This is a genomic window from Streptomyces hainanensis (assembly GCF_004348415.1).
Taxonomy (GTDB): domain Bacteria; phylum Actinomycetota; class Actinomycetes; order Streptomycetales; family Streptomycetaceae; genus Streptomyces; species Streptomyces hainanensis.
This window is the reverse complement of the sequence record NZ_SMKI01000176.1, coordinates 1-14,302: the sequence shown is the minus strand read 5'-3', so window position 1 is coordinate 14,302 and position 14,302 is coordinate 1. Positions and strand designations below refer to the sequence as shown.

Here is a 14,302-nt window from a genome sequence, read left to right as displayed (position 1 = left end):
GGGGTGGGGCACATCTGCGCGTCCGCGTCGGCGGCGGCTACGTCACCGACAACCGCAGTTGAACGCTGGACGGTCGGCGTCGCGCCGACCATCGTGGGGACATGTTGCTGCGTCAGCTGGAGTACCTGGTGGCCCTCGCCAGGGAGCGCCACTTCGCCCGCGCCGCGGCCGCGTGCTACGTCTCGCAGCCCTCGCTCTCGGCCGCCATCCGCAAGCTGGAGCGCGAGCTCGACGTGCCGATCGTGCGGCGCGGCCGCCGCTTCGAGGGGCTGACCCCGGAGGGCGAGCGGGTGTTGGCCTGGGCGCACCGGATTCTCGCGGAACGGGACGCGCTGCGGCAGGAGTTGTCGTTGATGCGCGGCGGCCTGTCCGGCACGCTCCGGGTCGGTGTCATCCCGACCGCGCTGACCGCCGCCTCGCTTCTCACCACGCCGTTCTGCGAGCGGCACCCGGGTGTCCGGGTCGGTTTGGAGTCGTTGTCCTCGGCCGACATCACGCGCCGGCTGGCCGCGTTCGAGCTCGACGTGGCGATGACGTACCTGGACGACGCCACGCTGCACCACGTCCGTCGGATACCGCTCTACGAGGAGCGGTACATGCTGCTGACCCGTGAGGCGACGGCGCCGACGGTGAGTTGGGCCGGGGCCGCCGCGCTGCCGCTGTGCCTGCTCTCGCCCCGGATGCGCAACCGCCGCATCATCGACGAGTACTTCGCCGCCGAGGGGGCGACGGCCACCCCCGCCGTGGAGTCGGACACGGTGGCCGGCCTGTACGCCCTGCTGTCGGCGGGGCGTTGGTCGAGCGTGATCTCGCACGCCTGGCTGCACATGTTCGGCGTGCCGCCCGGCATGCGGGTCGTCCCGCTTCGGCGGCCCGCGCACGGGCCGCGGGTCGGCCTGGTCGTCGCCGACCACGAACCGCGCTCGGTGCTGGCCGGGGCGCTGTTGGACATCGCCAGGGAGGCGCGGGTGCGGGAGTCCCTCGACGAGTTGCTGGAGTCCCATCTCACCGCCCGCTGACCGCGGGCCGGGTCCGATAGGAGCCGGCTATCCCGCGATAGCGACTTTCGCTTTGACCCGCGCCCCACCTGCGAGGACCGTGAAAGGGCCGATTCCGCGCCCGAGTTGAGGAGCCGCTCCGATGGCCAAGGTGCTCTGCGTCCTGTACGACGACCCCGCCGACGGATACCCGACCTCGTACGCCCGTGACGACCTCCCCGTGATCGACCACTACCCGGGCGGCCAGACCACGCCCACGCCCGGCGCCGTCGACTTCACTCCCGGGCAGCTGCTCGGCAGCGTGTCCGGCGAGCTCGGGCTCCGCCGCTTCCTGGAGGAGGCCGGGCACACCCTGGTCGTCACCTCCGACAAGGACGGCGCCGGTTCCGTCTTCGACCGCGAGCTGCCGGACGCCGACGTCGTCATCTCCCAGCCGTTCTGGCCGGCGTACCTGACTCCCGAGCGGATCGCCGCCGCCCGGAACCTGAAGCTGGCGATCACCGCCGGCATCGGCTCCGACCACGTGGACATCGACGCCGCGATCGCGCACGGCGTGACCGTCGCCGAGGTGACGTACTCCAACAGCATCAGCGTCGCCGAGCACGTGGTGATGATGACGCTGTCGCTGGTCCGCAACTACCTGCCGTCCCACCGGGTCGTGCTGGACGGCGGCTGGAACGTCGCGGACTGCGTGGCCCGTTCGTACGACCTGGAGGGCATGCACGTCGGCACGGTGGCCGCCGGCCGGATCGGTCTCGCCGTGCTGCGTCGACTCGCCCCGTTCGACGTGCGGCTGCACTACACCGACCGGCACCGGCTGCCGCGCGAGGTGGAGGACGAGCTGGGCCTGACCTTCCACGAGTCCACCGAGGCGATGGTGCCGCACTGCGACGTGGTCACCATCAACGCGCCGCTGCACCCCGAGACGGAGGGCCTGTTCGGCGACAAGCTGCTGGCCACCATGAAGCGCGGCGCCTACCTGATCAACACCGCGCGGGCCCGGATCGTCGACCGCGACGCCGTGGACCGGGCGTTGCGCGAGGGGCAGTTGGCGGGGTACGCGGGCGACGTCTGGTTCCCGCAGCCGGCGCCGGCCGACCACCCGTGGCGGACCATGCCGCACCACGGGATGACGCCGCACATCTCGGGCTCCTCGCTCTCCGCGCAGGCCCGTTACGCGGCCGGCACCCGGGAGATCCTGGAGAGCTGGTTGGCGGGCCGTCCGATCCGCGACGAGTATCTGATCGTGCAGGGCGGCGCGTTGGCCGGCACGGGCGCCCACTCGTACTCGGCCAACGGCTGACGCCTCAGCCGTCGGCGTCGACGACCGCGTCGACGCCGACGGCCAGGGGTTCGCCGCCGGTCATGGCGACCAGTTCGGCGAAGGTGGTGCGGAACATGGCGTGCGAGAGCCCGGCGCCGGCCCACACCTCGGGGTGGTCGGCCAGCGCCGTGTCCACCAGGGTCCGCAGCGGGGCGGGGTGGCCGACCGGGGCCACCCCGCCGACCAGCTGGCCGGTGGCCGCCAGGACGAACTCCGGGGTGGCGCGCCGCACCCTGCGCACCCCGAGGTGACGGGCGGCCTTCCGCACGTCCACCCGGTGGCCGCCGCTGGCGACGACGAGCAGGGCGTCGCCGTCGGCCTCGAAGACCAGGCTGTTGGCGATCGCGCCGACCGGGCAGCCCAACTGCTCGGCGGCGGCCGCCGCCGTCGGCACCTCGGTGGACAACTCGACGATGCCGTGGTCGTGGCCGTGCCGCGCCAGGGCCACCCGGACCTGCTCAAGTGCTGTCATCACGGTGAGGCAGCGTAGCGAGCGGGCCGGTTATCGTGAAACGCATGGACGCCTTCGACGAGCTGCTGCGCGGGATCCGGGCGAACGGTGTCGGCCTGGGCCGCCGGGAGCTGTCGCCGCCGTGGGTCCTGCGGCCCGTCGAGGATGCGTCCCTGACGCTGTACACGCCGGTGCGCGGCGGGGGTTGGCTCACCGGCGCCGGCGCCGGCCCCGAGCCGCTGCGGGTGGCGGCCGGCGACACGGTGGTCGTGCGCGGTCCCGGTCCTTTCGTCCTCGCCGACCGGCCGCCGTCCGCCGGCCCCGTCGGTCCCGCAGAGCCCGCCGAGCCCGCAGAGCCCGTCGGCGACACCACCGTGCTGCTGTCCGGCACGTACCGGGTGCGCGGCCGGGTGGCCGGCCGGCTGCTCGACGTGCTGCCGCCGGTGCTCGTGGTGCCGGGCGGCGACGGGTGCGCCCCGGTCCTCGACCTCCTCGACGCGCAGGCCGCCGGGTGCCCTCCCGGGCAGCAGGTGGTGCTCGACCGGCTCTTCGACTGGGTGCTGGTGTGCGCGCTGCGGGAGTGGTTCGACGGCCGGGAGGCCGGGGGCGAGGGCTGGTTCGGCGCCCTGGGCGACGAGACGGTCGGCCCGGCGCTGCGCGCCATGCACGCCGCCCCCGACCGGCCGTGGACCCTCGCCGCGCTGGCCCGCGAGGCGGGGGTGTCGCGCACGACGCTGGCCGGCCGGTTCACCAGGCTGGTGGGCGCGCCGCCGCTGGCCTATCTGACCGACTGGCGGATGACGTTGGCCGCCGACCTGCTGGCCGAGTCCCCCGACACGACGGTCGCCGTGGTGGCCCGCCGGGTCGGCTACGCGGACGCGTTCGGCTTCAGCGCGGCGTTCAAGCGGTTCCACGGGCTCAGCCCGACCGCGTACCGCGCGTCCTGCCGCCCCGACGCCGACTGCGTCGGCGCGGAGTGCGCGCCGGCCTGACCGACCCGCTCGGAAAAGCGTTTCGGGCGCGCCGAAGTCGGCTGGTACCACTGGGACATGAACACCGAACCGGAAGCCGGGGAAGCCGGGGCACCCCCGGAGGCCCTCACGCCGATCGACCGGCTGCTCGCCGAACGCGCCTGCGAGCGGCTGCTCCTGGAGCTCGTGCACCGCCTGGACCTCGGCGAACCGGGCGGCGTCGCCGAGTTGTTCACCCCCGACGGGGTCTGGGAGTGGCCGGAGGACGGCCGTCGCTTCGTGGGACGGGACGCCCTGCGCGGCTACTTCGCCGGCCGCCCGGCCGACCGCCTCTCCCGCCGGATGAGCACCAACCTGCTGGTCACCGTCACCTCGCCGACCACGGCGCGGGCCACCTCCTACTTCGCCACCTACCGCGTCGACGGTTACACCGGCGGCCTGCTGCCGCCCCGCGCCCCGACGCAGGTGGGCCACTACACGGACGCCTTCCGCAGGCTGGACGGCGAGTGGCTGCTGGCCCACCGCGTCCTGACCCTGTCCTTCGGCGGCCCCACGGAGCGCCTCGCCGCGCCCGTCAGCCCGCCCAGCGGCCCGAGGTGAACATCACGGCGAGGACGACCATCAGTGGCGCCACGACGAGGAGGTAGGCCTCCCGCACCCAGGCCCGCCGCAGGCTCCAGTGGGCCAGGCCGATCCACAGCGGCCACCAGAGCAGGGTGGCGCGCGGCACGGAGAAGAACCAGTAGGACGTGGTGAGTGCCCAGAGGGTGAGGCCGACGTAGACGGCCTCCGCCCAGCGGTGGCGGAGCAGCAGCACGGTGAGCAGCGCGACCCCGACGGTCACGGCGAGCAGCTCCAGTTGGAAGCCGATCGCGAACCCGGTGGTCTGGAGGTTGTCGAAGGCGGCCCGCCAGGTGTTGAGGAACGCTTCGTGCGGCCAGTGGAACTCGCGGTGCCAGCCGCGTTCCTGGGCGTGCTTCCAGGCCATCGGGTCGCCGGTCCTGGCCCACAGGTAGCCGAGGTAGCCGGCGATCGGCAGCGCCGGGAGGAGGCACCAGGGCGCGGAGCGGAGGGCACCGGCCCAGCGGCCGCGGTGGGCGAGCAGGAACTCGACGACGAGGGCGGCGGCCAGGAACACGCCGCTGATCCGTACGGTGGTGGCGCCGGCGGCGAGCGCGCCGGCGAGCGCCCAGTGGTGGCGGCGGGCGGCGAGCCAGGCGGGGAGCGCGAAGGCGAGGAAGAGGGATTCGGTGTAGCCGGCGGCGAGGAAGATCGCGGAGGGCGAGAGCAGCAGGAAGGTGACGGCCCGCCGGCCGGCCAGGGGGCCGTCCGCGCGGCCGAGCCCGGCGAGCCGGCCCAGCGCGACCACGGCGACCGCGCCGCTCACCAGGGATATCAGCAGGCCGGCGACGGTCCAGTTCCCGACGACGGCGTGCACGGCGCGCAGCGCCAGCGGGAATCCGGGGAAGAACGCGACCCGGTCGACCAGGGCGGGGTCGACCCCGGGGGAGGACCCGAAGTAGCCGTGCTCGGCTATCGCCTGGTAGTGCCCCCAGTCCCACCGTTCCCACACGGAGAGCCAGTTGGCCGGGGTTCTGGCGTCGGGTCCGGGGGCCAGCCACGAGGCGACGTAGGAGACGGCGACCAGGGCGAGCCTGGTGAGCAGGTAGATCCACAGCACCTGGCGGTCGGCGGGGGTGAGCAGGCCGCGCAGCCGCCGTCTCACGTCGCCGCGGCCCCGGACCTGCCGGGCGCCCGTGGGGGTTTCCCCGATCGGGTGGCGCGTCGACGCGGCGGCCGGCGGCGCCGTGTCGATGGACGTGGTGGTGGTCATGGGGCGTCCGCTCCTTCGGGACGTGGTGCGTTAGTCGGCCGCGTCGGTCGTCGCGGATCTCTCGCTCGTCGTCTCCTCCGTCGTCGTCTCCTCCGTCGTCGACAGCGGTGGGTCGCTGGCTTCGGGGCCCGGGCCCTCCTGGTAGGCGGGGGCGCTGGTCTCGCCGGGTGACGGGCGGGACGCGGGCAGTTCGGGGCGTGGCTCGGCGGGCTCGCGGCCGAAGGGCGCGTCCGGCAGCAGGAAGGCGCCGACGGCGATCGCGGTCACCGCGAGCACGGAGCCGGCGGCCCGCCGGGCCGCCCGGGCCCGGCGGCGGGCCCGGACCCCGGCCCGGAGGCGTTCCCGGTGCCGCGCCTCGAAGGGGGCGGGCTCCTGGGCGCCGCGCATCAGCCGCGTCAGCCGCTGTTCGAACTCGTCCATGGCTTCGTCTTCCCCTCAGCCCACCGGCTCGACGGCGTCGGACAGCAGGTGCCGCAGCCGGGCGACGCCGCGCGCGACGTGCGAGCGCGCGGTGCCCACGGGGCAGCCGAGCGCCGCCGCCACCTGGCCCTCCGGCAGGTCCTGGTAGTAGCGGAGCACCACCGCGGCCCGCTGCTTCGCCGGCAACCGGCCGAGCGCGGCCTCGAGTCGGGTCCGCTCGGCCACGGTCGCGGACACGTCGCCCGGCACCGGCGACTCGGGCAGCCGTTCGGTGGGCCGCTCGCCCCACCAGCGGCGGCGGGACGAGCGGGCCGCCGCCCGCACCATCACCTTCCGCACGTACGCCTCGGGGGCGCCTTCGGCGACCTTGGGCCAGACGAACCAGAGCTTGACCAGGGACTCCTGTACGAGGTCCTCGGCCCGGTGCCGGTCGCCGCCGGTGAGCAGCCGGGCGAGGTGGAGCAGCGCCGACCAGCGGGCCGCCACGAACTCGTCGAACTCACCCGCCCCCGCCCGTTCCATCCGTGCCGCCCCTGATCTCGCCGTTCCCGCCCGACGCCCTCGCCGACGCCTCCGCCATGGAAGAGACACTGGCATCCACCACGCTATGCACGCGCAACCTGTGACCCTGATCACGCGTCCTGCCTCGGGGGAGCCCACTCCGACACGCGGCGTCTCAGGGCGAAACGGAAACGTTGTGTGGAACCTTGCCGACTATCGGCACACTTGTGCGCATAGCTGTCCCGCTTTATCAGAAGGATGACCACGCATGATCACGCTCACGAAGGAAGACGGCCCGGCGGATCTCGACGGGGTGACGCACATGTCCATCGGCGTGTCCTGGGACCCGACCGCCGGCACCAGCGGCGGCATGATGGGGATGCTCCGCCGCGGCAAGGGCACCGACCTCGACCTGATCGCCATCGCCCTGCAGGGCGGGGACCCGGTTCGCCTGGCGGGCCTCGACTCCCTGGACCCGATGGGCAACGGCTCCCTGGTGCACAGCGGCGACAACCAGACGGGCCGCGGGGACGGCGACGACGAGACGGTGACGGTCGAGTTCGCCCGGATACCGGGCAACATCACGTCGATCGTGTTCGTCGCCGCCGCCTTCAAGAAGGGCAGTTCCTTCCAGAAGGCCCGCAACATCAGCTTCAAGGTGTACGACGCGACCGGCGGCACCCCGCAGCAGGTCGCCGACATCTGGCCGAGCCTGCTCGGCCAGGACAACGGCTGCGCGGTGGCCAAGGCCATCCGGGCCGGCGGTGGTTGGAAGCTCGAGGTGATCAACGAGACGGGCAAGATCAAGCAGGGCGACGAGCACGCCCTGATGCGCTTCGCCACCAGCAAGTAGCCCGCGGCGCCCGGGCGTCCGTAGGGCGCCCGGGCCTCACTGTCGGTGTCGGTGTCGGCGTCGGGTCGGCCCACGGGCCTTCCCGACGCCCCTCCCTCACCGCGGCGCGAACGCCTCGATCTCCAGGATGCGCGAGTAGTCGCCGCTGTTGGACGCGTGGACCACCACTCTGATCGAGTCCGTCGTGATCGGATCGAACGTGGTCACGATCCGGTCGAGCGTGTTGTCGCGGTAGGTGCCGACGGTCAGCCACTCGCCGCCGGACCTCACCTGGACGTCGAAGTCCTTGACGCCCTGGAGCGCCGCCGGCCGCGTCGGAGTGCCGTAGGTGACGGTCTCGATCCGCCCGAGCTCCACCGGCTCGGGCCAGGTGACCGCCAGCCAGTCGGGGAACGTTCCCCTGGTGGCGTCGTTCCACCCGGTCCTGGTCGACCAGTTGCGGTAGTCGCTGTCGCCGTCCACGGCACCGCAGACCCGGAAGTTGCCGTGGGTGGAGGAGGCGGTCGCCTGCTGGCCGTAGGCCAGGTTGGTCTCGGGCCCCGGCTCGGGGACGCCCTCGACGGTGAGGGGCACGACGACGCGCTGCCGCCCGCTGGCCAGGGTGATGTCGTACGTGCCGGGCGCCGTGCCGCGCGGCACCCGGACGCCCACGTCGCGGCTCACCGGCTGGTCGGGGTCGGTGGCCGGGAGGTAGGTCGAGAACACGGTGTCGGTGAGCACGATCGGGGCCTCGGCGGCCATCGTCGCGTCGGCGAAGACGGGCTCCGGGCCGATGTTGGTCAGGGTGACGGCCAGCGTGGTGGGCAGGCAGGGGAGTTCGTTGGCGACCAGGCTCGTGGGCGACGCCGAGAGCACGACGCCGGGGCGCGCGGCGTTGCCCCGCGGCTGACCGGTGGCGGCCCGCGCCTCGTCCGACGGGCCGCCCGCGGCGACGGCGGTGGCGAGCACGGCCACGGCCACGGTGGTGATGAGGGTCTTCTTCACGGGGTGCTCCTCAGGCCTGCTGGACGGCGGCGACGCCGTTCTCGACGGCGAGGACGGCACGGCTGCCGACGGTGCCGTCCGGGACGGTGACCCGGTCGCACACGCGGAAGTCGGACCGCCACAGGTCCGGGGTGATCTCGCAACTGACGTAGCCGCGCTGGAAGTTGCCGAACCTCATGTGGGGGTTCTCGTCGAGGAGCACCTGCCCACCGGCGTCGAGGTCCTGTCCGTCCTCCCCGGACGAGATCGACGTCCCGACGAACTCGGTGGCCACGACGCGGGAGTCCGGGTCGTGGAAGTCGAGTGCGAGGTCGCTGACGACACTGCGGTGCAGGTCGCCGGCGAGGCTGACGACGTTCTGGATCCCGCGGTCGGCGATGCCGCCCAGCAGCCGGTCGCGGGAGGCGCTGTACCCGTCCCAGGTGTCCATCGGGACGGCAATGTCCGGCCCGGCGACCGTGTCGAGCAGGGTGATGGCGGTCTGGTGGCCCAGGACGTTCCAGCGGGCCCGCGACTCGGTGAGTCCGTCGAGCAGCCAGCGCTCCTGGGGGAAGCCGAGGAGGGAGCGCGCCGGGTCCGCGCTCGCGTCGTTCGGCGGCTTGGTCCCGTCGCCGTTGGCCTGGTCGTCGCGGTACTGGCGGGTGTCGAGCATGGAGAACTCGGCGAGCCGCCCGTAGCGCAGCCTGCGGTACAACTGCATGTCGGGGCCCTGCGGGAACTGGGGCGCGCGCAGCGGCATGTGTTCCCAGTACGCCCGGAAGGCGTTGGCCCTGCGCACCAGGAACTGGTCGGTCGGGGTGTTCCCGGCGTTGAGGTCCGCCCAGTTGTCGACGACCTCGTGGTCGTCGAAGACGACGATCCACGGGGCCGACCGGTGGGCGGCCTGGAGGTCGGGGTCGAGCTTGTAGTAGGAGTAGCGCAGCCGGTAGTCGTCCAGGGTGACGGCCTGCCGGGCGTTGTGCTCGTCGGCGTCGCCCGGGCGGATGCCCTTGTTGTTGCCGAACTCGTAGATGTAGTCCCCGAGGAACAGCACGACGTCGTGGTGGCGGGCGGCCAGGTCCCGGTAAGCGGTGAACCAGCCGTCGAAGATCGCCTGGCACGACGCGAAGGCGAGCGACAGGCGGGACACCTGCTGTTCGGGGGCGGGCGCGGTCTTCGTCCGCCCCACCGGGCTGATGAAGCCTCCGCTGCGGAACCGGTAGAAGTACTCCCGCCACGGCTGCAGGCCGCGGACGTCGACATGGGCGGTGTGGCTGAACTCGGGCGCGACCCGGGCGGTGCCGCGCCGGACGACGTGGCGGAACCGCTCGTCGGTGGCCACCTCCCACTGGACCGGGTAGGTCCGCTGGTCCATTCCGCCGAACGGGGCCAGCGGGTCGGGGGCCAGCCGGGTCCACAGGACGACACCGTCGGGCAGCGGGTCGCCCGAGGCGACGCCGAGGGTGAACGGGTCGTCCGCGGGGCGGGCGGTGGTCGCGGCCGAGGCCGGACCGGTTCCGGGCAGGGCACCGGAGAGGGCGAGCGCGGCGGCCGCGCCGGTGACGGTCAGGAACCGTCGGCGGGTGGCCGCCGTCAACGCGGCGGGCGGAGCAGGTCTGGACATCACCTGGGCACGAAAGCGGCATCCGATGAACAAGGGGCATACCTCGCACTTCCGAAGGCGGGCGGGCGGCCAACCACCAGGTTCGAGGCGGGTGGTGACCCTCGGTCCGTGACGGCTGGACCCGGCGTCCGCCGCGGCCCGGCGCGCGGGAGGCGCCGGGCCGCGGCGGTCGGTCGGTGGTTACTCGGTCCCCGTCGGGCGGCGGGCGGCCGCCGTCGCGTCGCGGACGTCGGCGAGCGGCCGCAGCCGGTAGGTGTGGGCGTACTCCCGGTCGGCGAACAGCTTGAACTCGTCGTGCGTGTGCGCGCCCCAGGTGTCGTCGCCGCCGACGCCCATCTGGCGGTGGCTGAGCCGCAGCACGACCTCCTCGCGGGGCTCCAGTTGGTAGTCGTGCCGGATGCCGACCGACAGGTCCTCGGGCGTGTGGTGGGAGGCGTTGAACTCCAGCAGCGGTTCGCCGGTGGCGAGCAGCCCGGCGCCGCGGGCGTCGGTCAGCGCGACCCACCGCACGTCCGTCCGGTTGCCGTTCTCCTGCGGCCGGAGGTAGGGGGTCCACAGATCGGCGACGGCGGCCGAGTAACGGCCCACGTCCGTCCCGGTGTTGCGGTCCCAGTGGTTCTCCTCGGGGCCGCGGCCGTAGTAGTGCACGTGCGTGAGCCGGCCGGGCAGGAGCAGCAGGGTGCCGACCTCCGGGAGGTAGGGGAGGCTGGCGGCGCCGGGGCGCAGGGTGTTGTCGACCCGGATCTCGGCGTTGCCGAACACGGTGTAGGTGGTGGTGTAGGCGGATTCCACCGTGGTGGGCAGGGTGCCGGTGACGGTGATCTCCACGGCGCGGTCGCGCAGCGCTCGGACCCGGACGTCCGTCACCGTCCGGCGGGTGCCGGCGTCGCGCCACGTCTGGTTGCGGAGGTGCTGGCCGTTGCCGCGGTCGTTGTCGGTGGGCGCCCGCCAGAAGTTGGGGGCGGGGCCCGAGGTGATCAGGCTGGCGCCGTTCGCCTGGTAGGAGGTGATGACGCCGGTGGCCTTGTCGACGGTGACGGAGAAGTCCCGGCCGGTCACGGTCACCTCGTCGGCGTTCTCGGTGTGGCGCAGCGCCGGCACGGAGGCCAGGGGGCGCGGTGTCACGGCCGGGCCGCCGGGGACGGGGAGTTGGGCCGCGGCGACCTCGTGGCCGGCGTCGGCCCACGCGGTGCGCTCCCTGGTGGTGAAGGACAGTTGGAGGAAGTACTCGGCGCCGGGCGCCGGGCGGGCCGGCGTCCTCAGCGGCACGGTGATCTCCCGGCTCGACAGCGGCGGTACGTCGAGTTGGGCGCGGGTCAGCCGGCCGCGCCCGATGGCCTCGCCGTCCTGGAGCAGCGTCCATCTCCCGTCGAACTCGCGGAGGTTGGTGAACAGGTACTCGTTGGTGACGGTGAGCCGCCCGGCGGCGGCGTCGCCGTCGGCCGCCGTCACCTGGATCGCCTGGTAGACCCGCTTGACCTCGGCGGCCTTGCCGGTGTGGCCACGGTCGGCGGTGATGACGCCGTCGGCGATGAACGCGCCGTCGTTGGGGTTGTCGCCCCAGTCGCCGCCGTAGGCGTAGAACGTCGGCCGGTCGGGCCGCACCCGGGCGACGTCGACGGTGGCGGCATCGAACCAGAACCGCACGCCGTCGTCGCCGGGGCCGCGCCCGGTGGAGCGGAGTTCGGCGGCGGTCAGGGCGCGGGCGTACACGGCGGCCCGCCGGACGGTGCCGCTCAGCTCCCGGGTCTGGCTGTCGGCGTCGGTGGCGAGCGCGAGCGGCGCCGCCGTGACCGCGGGCCGCCGGGTGGTGGTCGTGGTGGCCCGGGGCTCGCCGTCGACGTGGAGGGTCAGCGTGCCGGCGGCCGCGTCGAGGACACCGGCGACATGGTGCTCGGTGCCGGCCCAGCCGGCCGGCAGCGGCCAACCGGCGGTGATCCACTGGCCGTCGGCGTGGATGAAGAACTCCAGCCTGGCGTTGGTCAGTTTGAGGGCGTACTGGGTGTCGCCCTTGGCCAGGACCGGCTGGTGGCCGCCGGTGACGTCCTGGGTGACCCACGCCTCCAGGGTGAGCGAGCCGGTGATGTCGAGGCCGGCGTCACGCGCGAAGACGGTGCCGCCGCGCACGCCCCGCTCACGGTCGAAGGAGCCGCTGGGGGCGAGGAGTTCACCGCGCAGCGCGCCGGGCCCCGCCTCGGTGAGGAGGGTGCGCTCCGGGGTGGGCCAGCTGAGGGTGTGGTCCATGAAGTCCCAGATCCAGCCGCCCTGGAGCACGTCGTGGCGGCGGATGACGTCCCAGTACTTCCGGAAGTTGCCGCTGGAGTTGCCCATCGCGTGGGAGTACTCGATGAGGACGAAGGGCCGGCGGTCGGCGGTGTCGAGCGCGCGCTGCTCGACCTGGGCCGGCTTGGTGTACATCTCGGAGCGGATGTCGCTGATCTCGGGGCGGTCGTCGCCCTCGTACTGGATGACGCGGGTGGGGTCGTAGGAGCGTATCCAGTCGTGCATGGCGACGAAGGTGGAGCCGCCGCCGGCCTCGTTGCCCAGCGACCAGATGACGGCCGAGGCGTGGTTCTTGTCGCGGTGCACCAGGTTCCGGGCGCGGAACAGGCACGCCTCGGTCCAGTCCGCGTGGTTCCCGGGGAAGCGGTCGCGGATCGCGTGGGTCTCCAGGTTGGTCTCGTCCACGACGTACAGGCCGTAGGCGTCGGTGAGTTCGAGCCACCGCGGGTCGTTCGGGTAGTGCGAGGTGCGGACCGTGTTCATGTTGAGCCGCTTCAGGACCTCGACGTCCCTGACCAGGTCGGCGTGGGTGAGGGACATGCCGCGGTCCGGGTGGTTCTCGTGCCGGTTGGTGCCGCGGAACGAGATCGGCCGCCCGTTGATCCGCATCAGCCCGTCCCTGAGCGCGAACTCGCGGAGCCCCACCCGGTGCGACAGCGTCTCGGTCACCCGGCCGGCGGGGTCGCGCAGGCGCAGCACCGCCGTGTACAGGTAGGGCTGTTCGGCGGACCAGAGCCGGGGCCGGGGCACGGCCCCGGCGGCCTGGACGGTGACGTCCTCGCCGGCCGGCGCCGAACCGAGGTCCGCGCGCTGGCTCAGCGGGCGCGGCCAGACGGGGCGGCCGTCGGCGTCGTACAGCTGGGTCTCGACGGTGTAGTGGCCGGTGGCGGCGTCCTGGGCGTAGGCGCGGACGGCGGCGGTGACGGACAGTTCGGCGGCGGTGTGGTCGTCGCTCAGCGGGGTGTCCAGCTTGAAGTCCCGCAGGTGGACGACGGGCGTCGAGAACAGGTGGACCGAGCGGAAGATGCCGCTCAGCCGGATCATGTCCTGGTCCTCCAGCCAGTCGCCGTCGGAGTAGCGGTAGACCTCGACCGCGATCTGGTTGGCGCCCTCGATGAGGTACGGCGTGATGTCGTACTCGGCGGAGGTGTAGGAGTCCTCGCGGTAGCCCACCGGCTGCCCGTTGATCCACACGTAGTGGGCGGACTTGACGCCCTCGAAGTGCAGGAAGACCCGCCGGTCGGCCCAGTTCGCCGGCACGGTGAACGAACGCCGGTACTGGCCGACCGGGTTGTACCGGGTCGGCGCGAACGGCGGCTGGGCCTCCTCACCGAGCCCGTTCGGACCCCACCACGGGTAGGTGATGTTGACGTAGATCGGGCGGTCGTAGCCGTGCACCTGCCAGCAGGACGGCACCGGGAGGGTGTCCCAGGAGCTGTCGTCGAGGTCGGTGCGGTGGAACTCGGGGTCGCGGTCCTCCGGGCGGTCGGCGTAGGCGAACCGCCAGGCGCCGTCGAGGTCGAGCCGCCACGGCGAACGGGTGCGGTCGGCGGCCAGGGCCTGCTCGACGTCCGCGTAGGGCATCAGCGTGCTGTGCGGCGGCTCCGAACCGACGTCGAAGACGGCCATGTTGTTGTTCCACTCCGGATAGCCGTTGGCCGGCGGCTCCCAGGCGGCCGGCCCGGCGGCGGGCGCGGCCGCCCGGGTCGCCGGTGTCGCGGCGTGGGCCGTCCGGCCGGCCGAGGCGCCGAGGGCGAGCGCGCCGAAGCCGGCGGCCCCCGCCTCAAGGAGGCGGCGGCGGCTGAACAGGGCCCGGTGGTCGTCGGAATGCGCGTGCGAGTGCGAGTGCGACATGCGGTGAACCCCTTGATCGACCTTGGTCAGAAACGAGCGGGGAACGCGTGAGGAATGGTATGTACATGTCGCATTCTGTTCAACGATGTTGTCGCGGCAACGGTGACCGACGTCGGCTCCTGGCTCGCCGACCGCGGCCTCGCCGCCGAGCCCACCACGACGGACTGGCTCGCCATGCCGTGGCAGCGGCTCGCCGAGACCACCGCGGGCGCCGTGTTCCACGACG

12 protein-coding genes are annotated in these 14,302 nt (G+C 73.3%); 5 read left to right on the top strand and 7 right to left on the bottom strand.

The genetic code is table 11. The features are described from left to right. Window positions 1-101: 101 nt before the first annotated feature. Both E1283_RS17750 and E1283_RS17745 read left to right on the top strand, forming a co-directional pair. The gene (locus E1283_RS17750) at window positions 102-1,019 is read left to right on the top strand and encodes a LysR family transcriptional regulator (protein WP_132819044.1); all 918 of its coding nucleotides are present in this window, start codon (window positions 102-104) and stop codon (window positions 1,017-1,019) included. A gap of 121 nt (window positions 1,020-1,140) precedes the next feature. Further along, window positions 1,141-2,301 carry an NAD-dependent formate dehydrogenase gene (locus tag E1283_RS17745; protein WP_132819043.1) on the top strand — a complete coding sequence of 387 codons (1,161 nt, stop codon included), beginning with the start codon at window positions 1,141-1,143 and terminating at the stop codon, window positions 2,299-2,301. A gap of 4 nt (window positions 2,302-2,305) precedes the next feature. On the opposite strand, the gene E1283_RS17740 is transcribed toward E1283_RS17745, so the two are convergent. After that, window positions 2,306-2,794 (bottom strand): YbaK/EbsC family protein, encoded by a 489-nt coding sequence (locus tag E1283_RS17740; RefSeq protein ID WP_132819046.1) that lies wholly within the window; start codon window positions 2,792-2,794, stop codon window positions 2,306-2,308. 44 nt (window positions 2,795-2,838) lie between these two features. Between E1283_RS17740 and E1283_RS17735 the strand changes: the two genes are divergently transcribed. Continuing rightward, window positions 2,839-3,765, top strand: coding sequence for an AraC family transcriptional regulator (locus tag E1283_RS17735; protein ID WP_132819042.1), 927 nt, complete (start codon window positions 2,839-2,841; stop codon window positions 3,763-3,765). 57 nt (window positions 3,766-3,822) lie between these two features. Further along, window positions 3,823-4,344, top strand: a complete 522-nt coding sequence (locus E1283_RS17730) for a nuclear transport factor 2 family protein (protein ID WP_132819041.1) — start codon at window positions 3,823-3,825, stop codon at window positions 4,342-4,344. On the opposite strand, the gene E1283_RS17725 is transcribed toward E1283_RS17730, so the two are convergent. From E1283_RS17725 to E1283_RS17715, 3 genes are read right to left on the bottom strand one after another with little or no spacing between them, the layout of a single operon-like run. Further along, window positions 4,319-5,578: a glycosyltransferase family protein gene (locus E1283_RS17725; protein WP_243744909.1), complete on the bottom strand. Its 1,260-nt coding sequence runs from the start codon at window positions 5,576-5,578 to the stop codon at window positions 4,319-4,321. The two genes, E1283_RS17730 and E1283_RS17725, sit on opposite strands and share 26 nt — an antisense overlap. A 30-nt stretch (window positions 5,579-5,608) precedes the next feature. Beyond that, window positions 5,609-5,998: a cellulase gene (locus tag E1283_RS17720; RefSeq protein WP_132819040.1), complete on the bottom strand. Its 390-nt coding sequence runs from the start codon at window positions 5,996-5,998 to the stop codon at window positions 5,609-5,611. Between the two features lie 15 nt (window positions 5,999-6,013). Next, window positions 6,014-6,520 carry a SigE family RNA polymerase sigma factor gene (locus E1283_RS17715; protein WP_132819039.1) on the bottom strand — a complete coding sequence of 169 codons (507 nt, stop codon included), beginning with the start codon at window positions 6,518-6,520 and terminating at the stop codon, window positions 6,014-6,016. 247 nt (window positions 6,521-6,767) lie between these two features. Here E1283_RS17715 and E1283_RS17710 point away from each other — a divergent pair, with 247 nt between their 5' ends. Further along, a complete protein-coding gene (locus E1283_RS17710; protein ID WP_132819038.1) occupies window positions 6,768-7,352 on the top strand; it encodes a TerD family protein in 585 nt (194 codons plus the stop codon). 96 nt (window positions 7,353-7,448) lie between these two features. On the opposite strand, the gene E1283_RS17705 is transcribed toward E1283_RS17710, so the two are convergent. From E1283_RS17705 to E1283_RS17695, 3 genes are all read right to left on the bottom strand, one after another. Then, window positions 7,449-8,336: a hypothetical protein gene (locus tag E1283_RS17705; RefSeq protein ID WP_132819037.1), complete on the bottom strand. Its 888-nt coding sequence runs from the start codon at window positions 8,334-8,336 to the stop codon at window positions 7,449-7,451. Window positions 8,337-8,346: 10 nt separating this feature from the next. Further along, window positions 8,347-9,939 (bottom strand): alkaline phosphatase D family protein, encoded by a 1,593-nt coding sequence (locus E1283_RS17700; RefSeq protein ID WP_132819036.1) that lies wholly within the window; start codon window positions 9,937-9,939, stop codon window positions 8,347-8,349. Window positions 9,940-10,119: 180 nt separating this feature from the next. Then, on the bottom strand, window positions 10,120-14,076 hold the full coding sequence (locus tag E1283_RS17695) for a glycoside hydrolase family 2 TIM barrel-domain containing protein (RefSeq protein ID WP_132819035.1): 3,957 nt from the start codon (window positions 14,074-14,076) through the stop codon (window positions 10,120-10,122). Between the last annotated feature and the right edge of the window lie 226 nt (window positions 14,077-14,302).

Excerpts from the sequence above, each read along its gene's own strand:
- E1283_RS17720 (WP_132819040.1), bottom strand. The coding sequence starts at position 5,998 with ATGGACGAGTTCGAACAGCGGCTGACGCGGCTGATGCGCGGCGCCCAG.
- E1283_RS17740 (WP_132819046.1), bottom strand. The coding sequence starts at position 2,794 with ATGACAGCACTTGAGCAGGTCCGGGTGGCCCTGGCGCGGCACGGCCAC.
- E1283_RS17695 (WP_132819035.1), bottom strand. The coding sequence starts at position 14,076 with ATGTCGCACTCGCACTCGCACGCGCATTCCGACGACCACCGGGCCCTG.
- E1283_RS17700 (WP_132819036.1), bottom strand. The coding sequence starts at position 9,939 with ATGTCCAGACCTGCTCCGCCCGCCGCGTTGACGGCGGCCACCCGCCGA.
- E1283_RS17725 (WP_243744909.1), bottom strand. The coding sequence starts at position 5,578 with ATGACCACCACCACGTCCATCGACACGGCGCCGCCGGCCGCCGCGTCG.
- E1283_RS17710 (WP_132819038.1), top strand. The coding sequence starts at position 6,768 with ATGATCACGCTCACGAAGGAAGACGGCCCGGCGGATCTCGACGGGGTG.
- E1283_RS17750 (WP_132819044.1), top strand. The coding sequence starts at position 102 with ATGTTGCTGCGTCAGCTGGAGTACCTGGTGGCCCTCGCCAGGGAGCGC.
- E1283_RS17735 (WP_132819042.1), top strand. The coding sequence starts at position 2,839 with ATGGACGCCTTCGACGAGCTGCTGCGCGGGATCCGGGCGAACGGTGTC.
- E1283_RS17730 (WP_132819041.1), top strand. The coding sequence starts at position 3,823 with ATGAACACCGAACCGGAAGCCGGGGAAGCCGGGGCACCCCCGGAGGCC.
- E1283_RS17715 (WP_132819039.1), bottom strand. The coding sequence starts at position 6,520 with ATGGAACGGGCGGGGGCGGGTGAGTTCGACGAGTTCGTGGCGGCCCGC.
- E1283_RS17745 (WP_132819043.1), top strand. The coding sequence starts at position 1,141 with ATGGCCAAGGTGCTCTGCGTCCTGTACGACGACCCCGCCGACGGATAC.